This is a genomic window from Rhizobium sp. UBA1881, assembly GCF_002338015.1.
Classification (GTDB): Bacteria; Pseudomonadota; Alphaproteobacteria; order Rhizobiales; family Rhizobiaceae; genus Rhizobium.
The window spans coordinates 1-10,506 of sequence record NZ_DDHH01000162.1 but is presented as its reverse complement, the minus strand read 5'-3'; the positions used below and the strand labels follow the sequence as shown (position 1 = coordinate 10,506).

The following is a 10,506-nucleotide window of genomic DNA, read 5'->3' as shown; positions in this document are numbered from 1 at the left end:
GACGCGCGTCGGCTGGATTCCCGCCACAAGGGCGAGAATGAGGGAGGGTGGGGTGGCGCTTGCCGTATCGAAGCGGGCGTAGAGGGGGCGGCGATGGGCGATGGAGCCTCGACCCTACTACGCCACCGCCCATATCCGCTTGGCATTCCCCTGATACAGCTTGTCGCGCTCCTCGGCGCTGCAACCCGATGTCAGCGCGTGCGTGGCCGCCACCCAGGGTGTCAGTCCGCCACCGAGCGTGCAGACGGGCCAGTCGCTGCCCCAGACGACGCGGTCCCAACCGAAGCTTTCGATCGTGTGCTCGACATAGGGGCGCAGGCTGTCGACGGACCAGCGTTCGAGATCGCCATAGGCGATGACGCCGGAGATCTTGGCGGTGACGTTGGGGCGGCGGGAGAATTCGGTGATGCCGCGATGCCAGACGGCGCTCATGCCCGACTTGATGGGCGGATTGGCGCAGTGGTCGAGGATGAAGCGGACATCCGGGTTGAGGTCGACAAGATCGAGAATGCGTTCGAACTGATGCGGGAAGACGCAAAGATCGAAGGTTAGCCGGGTATCAGCCAGCCGCGCGACGTTCTCGCGAAACAGCGGGCGCTCGGAGGTGTCGTCGGGGGCCACATGCAGCACGCGGCGAAAGCCCTTGACGAAGGGGTCGGCGAGGCAGCGTTCGAGATAGGCCGCAAAGCCATCTTCCTCTGGCCGGCAGGCGGCGATGGCGCCGCGCACGAGGCTTTTGGGTCTCTCGGCGATCTCCTTGATGAAGGCCGTTTCCTGTTCGATCGCATCACCTGACACATCGACTTCCATGTGCAGCACATTGGTGATGCCGCAGCGAAGCGCGTCGCGCGCATAATGCTCGTAGAGGCTGTCGCGGTTCAGTTCCGGCGCGTCGGGGAGCCAGGGATAGTGCAGGCGATTGCGGTCGATGACGTGTAGATGTGTATCGAAGAGCATGCGGTTCCTCCCCCTTCATGCAGGCTTTTCTTGCCGTCCTCTTAGTCTCTCGCCGGATTTTTGATTGATGACGCGGGCCTCCCACCCGTGTCAGCGTCCGGCGTCGGACAATGTGATTGACGACATAATGAATATAATGTTTGCATATGAATGAATGCGCCGCAAGCGCCACGCATAACGGGAGGAATTATGAGCCACGGTCTGGAAGGCAAGAAGGTCGTCGTCACGGCGGCCGGTCAGGGGATCGGTCGCGCCAGCGCGGAGCGGTTCATTTCGCTCGGCGCCCATGTTTACGCCACCGACATCAACCAGGCGTCGCTGTCGACGTTGGCGGGCGCGACGACCACGGTTCTCGACGTGCTCGATGGAAACGCGGTTCGCGCCTTCGCAGACGAGATCGGGCCGATCGACGTGCTCTTCAATTGCGCCGGCTTCGTGCATGCCGGATCGATCCTCGACTGCGAGGAGAAGGACTGGGACTTCTCCTTCAACCTCAACGCCAAGGCGATGTATACGACCTGCCGCACCTTCCTTCCTGGGATGCTCGACAAGGGCAAGGGCTCGATCGTCAACATGGCGTCGGTGGCATCAAGCGTGAAGGGCGTGCCGAACCGCTTTGCCTATAGCGCGTCGAAGGCGGCCGTGATCGGGCTCACCAAGTCGATCGCGTCCGACTTCGTCGCCAAGGGCATCCGCGCCAACGCCATCTGCCCGGGGACCGTCGACAGCCCCTCGCTGCACGAGCGCCTGCGCGCCACCGGCGATTACGACAAGGCGCTCAGCGACTTCATCGCCCGCCAGCCGATGGGCCGTATCGCCACCGCTGAGGAAATCGCGGCACTCGTGACCTATCTCGCCGGCGACGAGGCCGGGTTCACGACCGGCCAGATCCATGTGGTCGATGGCGGCTGGACCGGCTGAGGCCATATTGCTCTTGCTGGTATCAAGCTGATATCGTTGGCGATCTCGCAGCGGCGGAGCATTTGGACCAATGGCAGAGGTTACGTCAGGCGGCAGCGGCCGTCCCCTTCGGTTGCTGCGCAAGCATGCGATCTTCGTGATCGCGGTGCTCGTTGGCCTCGCGGTCTTCCTGCTTCTGACGACACGCGAGGTGACGGCGCGCAATCTGTTGGCCGGCTGGAACGTCGCCGCGGTGATGTTCATCGTCGCCACATGGCGACGCATGCTGAAGGCGAGCGTGGCGACGATCCGCAAGCGCTCGGCCGATCTCGATTTCTCGGATTCGCTTCTGATGTTCCTGTCGATCTCGGCGGCCCTCGCCAGCATCGCCGGCATCGGGCTCGAACTGCATCAGGTCAAGGAGGCGGCGCCCAGCGTCGCGCTCGGCCGGGCGCTCGCTGCCGTCGTCACCATTCTGATCTCCTGGGTCTTCCTGCACACGCTGTTTACCGTGCATTACGCGCACCGCTTCTATGGCGGCGACGATGATGGCGACGGCGTCAAAGGCGATGGGCTGAAATTCCCCGAAGGGCTGGACGAGCCCGTCTACTGGGACTTTCTCTATTACTCCTTCACGATCGGCGTCGCCTCGCAGACGGCGGATGTGGCGACGAGCTCGACTGTCATGCGCAAGCTGACGCTGCTGCATTCCGTGCTGTCGTTTCTCTTCAATACGACCATCCTGGCGCTCGCCATCAACGTCGGCGCAAGCCTCCTTTAGAGGTAGGTGCGTGCGATAGAGCCGCTCGGCAATCTGGTGTAAGAGAGGTTTTCTTCACCTGGGGTTGTTTTGGGGGGCTTCATGGGGTCGTTGTCGCGCGAGAGATTGGCGGCGCTCGCCGGTTGCGATGCGGAGCAGCTGGACGCCGTGGCGCGGCTTCAGATCATCGAGGTCGGGCCGGAGGGCTATGCGGCCAATGACGTCAGCCGGTTGCGGCTGGTGCTGGCGCTGAACGCCGCCGGCATTGCGCTGGAGACGCTCGCCACCGGCCTCAGGCAGCAGATCGTCTCGCTCGATTTCGCCAGCCAGTTGATGTTCGAACCGGTTACCATGTCGGAAAGATCGCTTCCAGACGCGCTCGCCGATGCGTCGCTCGATCTCGGCCGCGTCAACGCGCTGCATTCCAGCGCCGGGCTTTCGCCGATGTCGGTCAAGCGGGCGCTGCGGGAGGATGACGAGGAGTTCATCCGGCTGATCACCGAATGCACCGGGCTCGGCGCTTCCGACGAGGGCATGCAGCGGGTGCTGAGGGTGTTCGGTCAATCGATGCGGCGCTGCGTGGATACGATGCGCGATCTCTTCCGCGCCGAGGTGGAAGCGCCGATGCTGGCCGCCGGCCTCAGCCATCGCGAGGTGCTCGCGGCGGGTGCGGCCACGCGGCTTTCGCTACAGCGCATCGGCATCCGCATGCTCTTTCTGCTGCAGCGGCGGATGCTTGAGGAGGCGGTGTTCGACAATGTGGTCGGGCGGCTGCAGGACGCCTTGCGCGGGTTGGGTGCCGAGGCCGAGGGTGATCAGGCGCTGCCGGCCGTGGCTTTTGCCGATCTCACAGGCTTCACCGCGCTGACGCGCGATATCGGCGATGTCAGGGCGGCCGAGAAGGCGGCGAGCTTCGAGGCGCTGGCGCAACGTCTCGCCAATCTTGCCGGCGGGCGGATCGTCAAGCCGCTGGGTGATGGGGTGATGATGCTGTTTCCGGATGCGGAGGCGGCGCTGAAGGCGTCATTGTCGCTCGTCGCAGAGAGTGCTGCGCATCAGTTGCCGGAGGTGAGAGTGGGTGTTGCGACCGGTCAGGTGGTGCCGCGCGATGGCGACATTTTCGGCCACACGGTCAATCTGGCGGCGCGGATCGCTTCGGTCGCCGCACCTTCGCAGGTGCTCGTCTGCGGCGGCACGCATGATGCCGCCACAGACGAGAGTTCGGAGATGGATTTCGAGGCGCTGGAACCGATTTCGCTCAAGGGCGTCGCCGATCCCGTCTCCCTGTTTTCGGTCAAGACCGGGCTATAGATCGGCTTCCTAGAATATTGCCTGGCCGGCCAGGAGCGCGAGCACCAGGAAGATCACGAAGATGATCAGCGCGATACCGAAGAGAACGCGCGCGATCGTCGCCGTCGCCGCGGAAATCCCGGAAAAGCCGAAGAAGCCCGCGATCAGCGAAATCACGAAAAAGATAAGAGCCCATTTCAGCATGGAGGCGTTCCTTCTAGTTGGTCCGATAGAAGACGCGCCAGAGCGAAAAAGGTTCCATATCCAATGAGATAGCGGTGACGTTTTGGGGCGTTGCGGGTTTCGCGGCGCGTTATGATCATCAGTCAAAACCAATTAGCGTTGACTAATTGATTAGTAATTGCTATTGAATGCATATGACACAACCCGAGACCATCACGACAGTCATGCGCGCACTTGCCGACCCCACGCGGCGGGCGGTGTTCGAACGCATCGCCAATGCCGACGAGATCACCGTGGCGGAGCTCACCCGGACGAGCAATGTGACCCAGGGGGCGATCTCGCAACATGTGAAGACGTTGAAACAGGCAGGCCTCGTCAGCGAACGGCCGGAGGGCCGCAATGTCTATTATCGGGCGCAACCGGCCGGCCTGGAGCCGCTGGCGGATTGGATGAGCCATTATGGCGTGTTCTGGCGCGAGCGCTTTGCCGATCTGAGAGACCTGCTGAAGGAAATCGACCCATGACCGATCCTGCCGACACGTCATCCATCGTCCTGGACGAGGTCTTCCCGCATAGACGGGAGATCGTCTGGAAGGCGCTGACCTCGGGCGCGCTGATCGGGCGATGGCTGATGGAGCCCAAGGGGTTCGAGGCGGTCGTCGGCAACCGCTTCACATTTCAGACCAAGCCGGCCGGCGAGTGGGACGGCACCATCCGGTGCGAGGTGCTTGAGGTCGTGGAAGGGCAGCGGCTCTCCTATGCCTGGAGGGGCGGCCACGAGAGCAACCAGGGCTACGGCTCGAAGCTGGAGACGATCGTCACCTTCACGCTTGCCGAAACGGAAGCGGGCACGCGGTTGCGCCTGGTGCATTCGGGCTTCGTGCTGCCGAAGAACGATGCAGCCTATCGCAACATGAGCGAGGGCTGGAAGAAGGTCGTCGAGCGCTTGGACACTGTCGTCGCGGAGGAGGCGTCGCAGACGCTGCATTAAATCCAGAGGAGGAGAATGTCATGAACGCATCCTATACCGGCGGCTGCGCCTGCGGCGCCATGCGCTACGAGATCGCCGGCGAGCCCTTCGTCATGCTCGATTGCCAGTGCCGCCAATGCCAGCGCGACAGTGGCACCGGGCACCAGTCGCACCTGACCTTCGTTGCCGCCGAGGTGACGCTGAAGGGCGAGGCATCGCAATGGCAGAGCGTGGGCGATGGTGGCACGGTGAAGCGGCGCGCCTTCTGTCCGACCTGCGGCTCGCATGTCTACCTGACATTTCCCGACATGCCTGACGTGTTCATCGTCACGCCATCGAGCCTCGACGATCCCAGCCGCTACAAGCCGCAGCTGGTGGCATGGACCGCCGCCGGCCACGCCTGGGATCATCTCGATCCGGCCTTGCCGACATTCGAGGCCATGCCGCCGCGCTGACATTCACCGATCGACGAGAACGCCGCCGCTGTTGCCAACGGCGGCGTTTTCGGTCTGCATGGCATGCGTCAGCCGTGGTTGATCATCACGTGGCGGACGGCGGTGTAGTCTTCCAGTGCGTAGACGGACATGTCCTTGCCGTAGCCCGATTGCTTCAGGCCGCCATGCGGCATCTCGTTGGTCAGCATGAAGTGGGTGTTGATCCAGGTGCAGCCATATTGCAGGCGGGCGGCGGTCTTCATGCCGCGGCTGATGTCCTTGGTCCAGACGGACGAAGCCAGGCCATAGTCGCTGTCGTTGGCCCAGGCGACGGCATCCTCGACATCGGTGAAGCGGGTGACGGAAACGACCGGGCCGAAGACCTCGCGGCGAACGATCTCGTCTTCCTGCGTCGCGCCGGCAATAACCGTCGGCGTGTAGAAGAAGCCCTTGTCGCCCGATGTCTTGCCGCCTGTCGTGATCTCCATGTGCTTGTGCTCGCCGGCGCGGGCAACGAAGCTTTCGACGCGGTCGCGTTGGCGCTTGGAGATCAGCGGGCCGATCTCGTTTTCGGCGTCGTCGGCAAGGTTGAACTTGATCGAGGAGACCGCCGAGGAGAGGTCGGCGACGAACTTGTCGTAAACCCTAGCGTCGGCATAGATGCGGCAGGCGGCGGTGCAGTCCTGGCCGGCATTGTAATAGCCGAAAGTGCGGATGCCCGATACGACCGCGTCGATATCGGCGTCGTCGAAGACGATCACAGGGGCCTTGCCGCCGAGCTCCAGATGCGTGCGCTTGACTGTTTTGGCGGCCGCCTGCAGCACCTTCTTGCCGGTTGCGACGTCGCCGGTGATCGAAAGCATCGAGATCTTCGGGTGGCTGATCAGCGCGTTGCCGACGCTTTCGCCGCGGCCGAGGATGACGTTGACGACGCCTTCGGGCAGGATGTCGGAGAGGAGCTTTGCCATCTTCAGCGCCGTCAGCGGCGTCTGCTCGGAAGGCTTGAAGACGACGGTGTTGCCGCCGGCAATCGCGGGTGCCAGCTTCCAGGCCATCATCATCAGCGGGTAGTTCCAGGGCGCGATCGAGCCGACGATGCCGATGGCGTCGCGACGGATCATCGAGGTGTGGCCGGGCAGGTATTCACCGGCGACCGGGCCGTGCAGGTTGCGTACCGCGCCGGCGAAGAAGCGGTAGCAATCGACGATGGCCGGGATCTCGTCGTTCAGCACCGCGTTGATCGGCTTGCCGCAGTTCAACGCTTCCAGCGTCGCGAAGCCTGCCGCGTCCTTCTCGATGGCGTCGGCGATTTTCAGCAGATAGCCGGCGCGCTCGCCGGGTGTCGTCTGCGACCATGTCGAGAATGCCTTCTCAGCGGCATCGACGGCGGCGTCGATCTGGCCGAGCGAAGCTTCCGCGAGGCTCAGCACCGTCTCGCCGGTCTTCGGGTTCAGGATGTTTTCTTCGATCTCGGTGCCCGCTTCGAAGCGGGATCCAATCAGCATCGCGGTGTCCATGATGTTCTCCTTTGTTATCGATGGGGCGGGATGGGGGTATCCCGCGCTCCGGTTATTTTCCAGCTCCGGCGACCTGATCGCCGTCGCGCGTGAGGTAGTAGGCTGCCAAGATCGGCAGGAAGGTGACGAGCACGACGACCATGGCGACCACGTTGGTGACGGGGCGCTGGCGCGGGCGGATCAGCTCTTCCAGCATCCAGATCGGCAGTGTCGATTGCTGGCCGCCGGTGAAGGTGGTGACGATGACCTCGTCGAAGGAAAGCGCGAAGGCAAGCATGCCGCCGGCCAGAAGCGCCGTGCCGATATTCGGCAGGATGACGTGGCGGAAGGTCTGGAAGCCATCGGCGCCGAGATCCATCGAGGCCTCGATCAGCGAGCCCTGGGTGCGGCGGAAGCGGGCGACGGCGTTGTTATAGACCACCACGACACAGAAGGTGGCGTGGCCGAGCACGATCGTCCAGACCGAGAAGGGGATGTCGAACAGGCTGAAGGCCGAGCGCAGCGCGATGCCGGTGATGATACCAGGCAGCGCGATCGGCAGGATGACGAGGAGCGAGATCGCCTCGCGGCCGAAGAATTTCGTCTGGCTGACGGCGGCGGCGCAGAGCGTGCCGAGCACCAACGCGATCGCGGTGGCGATGCAGGCGACCTGCGCGGAAAGCCCAAGCGCGGCCCAGACATCCGGCCGGTTCCAGGCGATGCCGAACCATTGCAGCGTCAGCCCCGGCGGCGGCCACTGGTAGCTCTTTTCCTCCGTCGTGAAGGCGTAGACGAAGATCAAAAGGATCGGCAGGTGCAGGAAAAGCAGCCCGCCGGCGGCGGCGATCTTGAGCGCGATCGGCGCGCGTTGGCCACGGTCAGAGCGCATCAGCTTTCCCACCCGAACTTGACGGTCCCCGAAGATGTGGCCTTCAGTGCGTCGTTTTCATATTCGAGCAGGGCCGCATCGAGCTGCTCCTCCGAAGGTTTCGTAAATCCATATCTGTGATGCATCTCATCGAATTTTGGCTTTAGACGATCCTCAAGCGCCTCCGCGTTACGACGCACGTCCTGCAGCCTGAGCAGTAGATACCAACCGCGCTCATCATCTTGAAAATAGGCTGCTTCGTCGCGGAAAAAGTGGTGAGCGAAATAGTCCCTGTTGGACTTCATTTTTGATATTTCAGCGGCCTCAGGTTCAAGCTCCGGAATGCTCTTAACGCTTTTGATGAGATTGCCCAGCGATTTGGACTTAGCATTCTCGTAGGCTTGATCGAACGTCTGTTCCCATTCGGCTCTACTCCGAATTGATTTGTTTTGGACGCCTTTACCTACCGCGTCGAACACCGCAAAATTTATCAAAGAATGCTCGACAAGGGCGAATGTAAAGAACAGCAATCCGAAATGGGCATATAGCTCCTTCGTAAGAACAATGTTTTCGCCTGTGAGCTCAGGGAACTCCTCGATGAGCTCCGCGAATCTGGGGTCAGAGCGCATCGAAGGCTCCCTGTTTCTTGGCCAGCCACAGATAGACGGCCATGATGACGATGGGGACGACGGAGAAGGCGGCGGCGAGCGGCACGTTGCCGGCCGTTCCCTGCTGCGCATAGACCGCCTGGCCGATGAAGAGGCGCGAGGAGCCGATGATCTGCGGGATGATGTAATCGCCCAGCGTCAGCGAGAAGGTGAAGATCGAGCCGGCGACGATGCCGGGCAGCGCCAGCGGAAAGAGCACGGTGCGGAAGGTCTGGCCCGGCGTGGCGCCGAGATCCGACGAGGCCTCGATCAGGTTGCCCTGCACGCGTTCGAGGGCTGCCTGCGTCGGCAGGATCATGTAGGGCAGCCAGACATAGACGAAGACGAGGAAGGTGCCGATATAGCTGACCGACAGCGAGTTGCCGCCGATAATTGGCAGCGCCAGTACGCCGTCGAGCAGCCAGGCGAGATGCAGCTTGGCGAAGAACCAGGTGAGAATACCCTCCTTGGCGAGGATCAGCTTCCAGGCGTAGATCTTGACCAGATAGCTCGACCAGAGCGGCAGCATGACGCCGAGATAGAAGAGCGCCTTCCATTTGCCCCTGGCGTAGCGGGCGGCATAATAGGCGATCGGGAAGGCGACGACGGCGGAAGCCAGCGTCACCAGCGCCGCCATCAGCACGGTTCTCACGATGATGTCGAAATTGGTCGGCGACAGCAGCTGGGCATAGGTTGCCAGGGTGAATTCGTAGTTCACCAGGCCGGAGAAATCGTCGATCGAAAAAAAGCTTTGCAGCAGAAGCGCCAGGAGCGAGCCGATATAGATGATGCCGAGCCAGAGCAGTGGCGGCGTCAGCATCAGGAAGAGCAGCAGCTTGGGGCGGCGCCAGAACATGTCGGAGAGCCGGCCGAAGAAACCACCGCGTCCGGGCAGGATCGAGGTTGCCGTCTCCTCGTGGGTGAGCGCGATCGCGGTCATGCGGCGTCGTCCATGTAGTGCACGTCGACGGGCTGCCACGACAGGCGGACATCGGCGCCGACTTCGGGCACGGCGACACCGGCGGGCAGCATGACATGCAGGCGCGTGCCTCGGGCGGCGACGGTCAGCCGCGTGGCGGCGCCGAGAAAGCTGGCGTTTTCGACGCGGGATTCGACGCCGTCGCCGGTGAGGCGGATCGCTTCCGGGCGCAGGCTCGCCCAGCGCTTCTCGCCGCCGAGCGCGGTCATCAGGTCGGGGGCGATCACATTGGAGGAGCCGACGAAATCGGCGACGAAGCGGGTTTTCGGGCGGTTATAGATATCCTGCGGCGTGCCCTCCTGCACGATGCCGCCATCGTTGAAGACGGCGACGCGGTCGGCCATGGAGAGTGCTTCGCCCTGATCGTGGGTGACGAAGACGAAGGTGATGCCCAGCGCGCGTTGCAGGCCCTTCAGCTCCTCCTGCATCTGCTCGCGCAGCTTCAGGTCCAGCGCGCCGAGCGGTTCGTCAAGCAGCAGCACGCGGGGCTTGTTGACCAGCGCCCTGGCGAGCGCCACGCGCTGCCTCTGGCCGCCGGAGAGTTGCCCGGGCTTGCGGGCGCCATAGCCGGGGAGTTTCACCAGCTCCAGCGCCTGTTCGGCGGCCTTGGCGCGATCCATCTTGCCGACGCCCTTGACCATCAGCCCGTAGGCGACGTTGTCGAGGATGTTGAGGTGCGGGAAGAGGGCGTAGTCCTGGAACACGGTGTTGACGTTGCGCCTGTAGGGCGGCACGCCCTCGGCGGTCTCGCCGAAAATCTCGATATGCCCCGCCGTCGGCTGCTCGAAGCCGGCGATCAGGCGCAGGCAGGTGGTCTTGCCCGAACCCGACGGCCCCAGCATGGCGAAGAACTCGCCCGGCGCGATCTCAAGATCGACGCCATCGACGGCGCGAACGGCTCCGAAATGGCGGGAGACCTTCTGGAAACGGACGGCGGGTGTCATTTTGGGGGCTCCTCGGGATTTCGTAGTGTTTTGGTCGGGATGGGTTGTGCCGTGTGGCACCCCCCTCTGTCCTGCCGG

Annotated in this window: 13 protein-coding genes; 6 read left to right on the top strand and 7 right to left on the bottom strand. The window is 63.1% G+C overall.

Annotated features, from left to right (window positions below):
• Positions 1-117 precede the first annotated feature (117 nt).
• Positions 118-957 carry an amidohydrolase family protein gene (locus B3605_RS19795; RefSeq protein WP_112944195.1) on the bottom strand — a complete coding sequence of 280 codons (840 nt, stop codon included), beginning with the start codon at positions 955-957 and terminating at the stop codon, positions 118-120.
• A gap of 189 nt (positions 958-1,146) precedes the next feature.
• On the opposite strand from B3605_RS19795, the gene B3605_RS19790 reads away from it, so the two are divergent.
• From B3605_RS19790 to B3605_RS19780, 3 genes are all read left to right on the top strand, one after another.
• The gene (locus tag B3605_RS19790) at positions 1,147-1,878 is read left to right on the top strand and encodes an SDR family oxidoreductase (protein ID WP_112944194.1); all 732 of its coding nucleotides are present in this window, start codon (positions 1,147-1,149) and stop codon (positions 1,876-1,878) included.
• Positions 1,879-1,948: 70 nt separating this feature from the next.
• On the top strand, positions 1,949-2,638 hold the full coding sequence (locus tag B3605_RS19785) for a DUF1345 domain-containing protein (protein ID WP_112944193.1): 690 nt from the start codon (positions 1,949-1,951) through the stop codon (positions 2,636-2,638).
• An 81-nt stretch (positions 2,639-2,719) separates the two neighbouring features.
• Positions 2,720-3,928 carry an adenylate/guanylate cyclase domain-containing protein gene (locus B3605_RS19780; protein WP_296435663.1) on the top strand — a complete coding sequence of 403 codons (1,209 nt, stop codon included), beginning with the start codon at positions 2,720-2,722 and terminating at the stop codon, positions 3,926-3,928.
• A 9-nt stretch (positions 3,929-3,937) separates the two neighbouring features.
• Here the strand turns inward: B3605_RS19780 and B3605_RS19775 are convergent, their stop codons facing one another.
• Positions 3,938-4,111: a DUF1328 domain-containing protein gene (locus B3605_RS19775; protein WP_018902004.1), complete on the bottom strand. Its 174-nt coding sequence runs from the start codon at positions 4,109-4,111 to the stop codon at positions 3,938-3,940.
• 173 nt (positions 4,112-4,284) lie between these two features.
• On the opposite strand from B3605_RS19775, the gene B3605_RS19770 reads away from it, so the two are divergent.
• From B3605_RS19770 to B3605_RS19760, 3 genes are read left to right on the top strand one after another with little or no spacing between them, the layout of a single operon-like run.
• A complete protein-coding gene (locus tag B3605_RS19770; protein WP_112944191.1) occupies positions 4,285-4,614 on the top strand; it encodes an ArsR/SmtB family transcription factor in 330 nt (109 codons plus the stop codon).
• The gene (locus tag B3605_RS19765; RefSeq protein ID WP_112944190.1) at positions 4,611-5,081 is read left to right on the top strand and encodes an SRPBCC family protein; all 471 of its coding nucleotides are present in this window, start codon (positions 4,611-4,613) and stop codon (positions 5,079-5,081) included. The genes B3605_RS19770 and B3605_RS19765 overlap by 4 nt, the downstream gene beginning before the upstream one ends.
• A 20-nt stretch (positions 5,082-5,101) precedes the next feature.
• Entirely contained in the window at positions 5,102-5,515 is a 414-nt protein-coding gene (locus B3605_RS19760; RefSeq protein WP_112944189.1) for a GFA family protein, read from the top strand.
• 68 nt (positions 5,516-5,583) lie between these two features.
• On the opposite strand, the gene B3605_RS19755 is transcribed toward B3605_RS19760, so the two are convergent.
• Genes B3605_RS19755 through B3605_RS19735 form a run of 5 tightly spaced genes read right to left on the bottom strand, consistent with a single transcriptional unit; the run spans position 5,584 to position 10,428 of the window.
• The gene (locus tag B3605_RS19755; protein ID WP_112944188.1) at positions 5,584-7,011 is read right to left on the bottom strand and encodes a gamma-aminobutyraldehyde dehydrogenase; all 1,428 of its coding nucleotides are present in this window, start codon (positions 7,009-7,011) and stop codon (positions 5,584-5,586) included.
• Positions 7,012-7,063: 52 nt separating this feature from the next.
• Positions 7,064-7,879, bottom strand: a complete 816-nt coding sequence (locus B3605_RS19750) for an ABC transporter permease (protein ID WP_112944187.1) — start codon at positions 7,877-7,879, stop codon at positions 7,064-7,066.
• The gene (locus tag B3605_RS19745) at positions 7,879-8,487 is read right to left on the bottom strand and encodes a hypothetical protein (RefSeq protein WP_112944186.1); all 609 of its coding nucleotides are present in this window, start codon (positions 8,485-8,487) and stop codon (positions 7,879-7,881) included. Before B3605_RS19745 ends, B3605_RS19750 begins: the two co-directional genes overlap by 1 nt.
• Positions 8,477-9,445, bottom strand: coding sequence for an ABC transporter permease (locus B3605_RS19740; protein WP_112944185.1), 969 nt, complete (start codon positions 9,443-9,445; stop codon positions 8,477-8,479). The genes B3605_RS19745 and B3605_RS19740 overlap by 11 nt, the downstream gene beginning before the upstream one ends.
• Complete coding sequence (locus B3605_RS19735; RefSeq protein WP_112944184.1) at positions 9,442-10,428, bottom strand: ABC transporter ATP-binding protein; 987 nt, start codon at positions 10,426-10,428, stop codon at positions 9,442-9,444. Before B3605_RS19735 ends, B3605_RS19740 begins: the two co-directional genes overlap by 4 nt.
• Between the last annotated feature and the right edge of the window lie 78 nt (positions 10,429-10,506).

What these genes read in the sequence shown, in the direction of transcription:
- B3605_RS19795 (WP_112944195.1), bottom strand. Translation starts at nt 957, where the DNA reads ATGCTCTTCGATACACATCTACACGTCATCGACCGCAATCGCCTGCAC.
- B3605_RS19790 (WP_112944194.1), top strand. Translation starts at nt 1,147, where the DNA reads ATGAGCCACGGTCTGGAAGGCAAGAAGGTCGTCGTCACGGCGGCCGGT.
- B3605_RS19785 (WP_112944193.1), top strand. Translation starts at nt 1,949, where the DNA reads ATGGCAGAGGTTACGTCAGGCGGCAGCGGCCGTCCCCTTCGGTTGCTG.
- B3605_RS19780 (WP_296435663.1), top strand. Translation starts at nt 2,720, where the DNA reads ATGGGGTCGTTGTCGCGCGAGAGATTGGCGGCGCTCGCCGGTTGCGAT.
- B3605_RS19775 (WP_018902004.1), bottom strand. Translation starts at nt 4,111, where the DNA reads ATGCTGAAATGGGCTCTTATCTTTTTCGTGATTTCGCTGATCGCGGGC.
- B3605_RS19770 (WP_112944191.1), top strand. Translation starts at nt 4,285, where the DNA reads ATGACACAACCCGAGACCATCACGACAGTCATGCGCGCACTTGCCGAC.
- B3605_RS19765 (WP_112944190.1), top strand. Translation starts at nt 4,611, where the DNA reads ATGACCGATCCTGCCGACACGTCATCCATCGTCCTGGACGAGGTCTTC.
- B3605_RS19760 (WP_112944189.1), top strand. Translation starts at nt 5,102, where the DNA reads ATGAACGCATCCTATACCGGCGGCTGCGCCTGCGGCGCCATGCGCTAC.
- B3605_RS19755 (WP_112944188.1), bottom strand. Translation starts at nt 7,011, where the DNA reads ATGGACACCGCGATGCTGATTGGATCCCGCTTCGAAGCGGGCACCGAG.
- B3605_RS19750 (WP_112944187.1), bottom strand. Translation starts at nt 7,879, where the DNA reads ATGCGCTCTGACCGTGGCCAACGCGCGCCGATCGCGCTCAAGATCGCC.
- B3605_RS19745 (WP_112944186.1), bottom strand. Translation starts at nt 8,487, where the DNA reads ATGCGCTCTGACCCCAGATTCGCGGAGCTCATCGAGGAGTTCCCTGAG.
- B3605_RS19740 (WP_112944185.1), bottom strand. Translation starts at nt 9,445, where the DNA reads ATGACCGCGATCGCGCTCACCCACGAGGAGACGGCAACCTCGATCCTG.
- B3605_RS19735 (WP_112944184.1), bottom strand. Translation starts at nt 10,428, where the DNA reads ATGACACCCGCCGTCCGTTTCCAGAAGGTCTCCCGCCATTTCGGAGCC.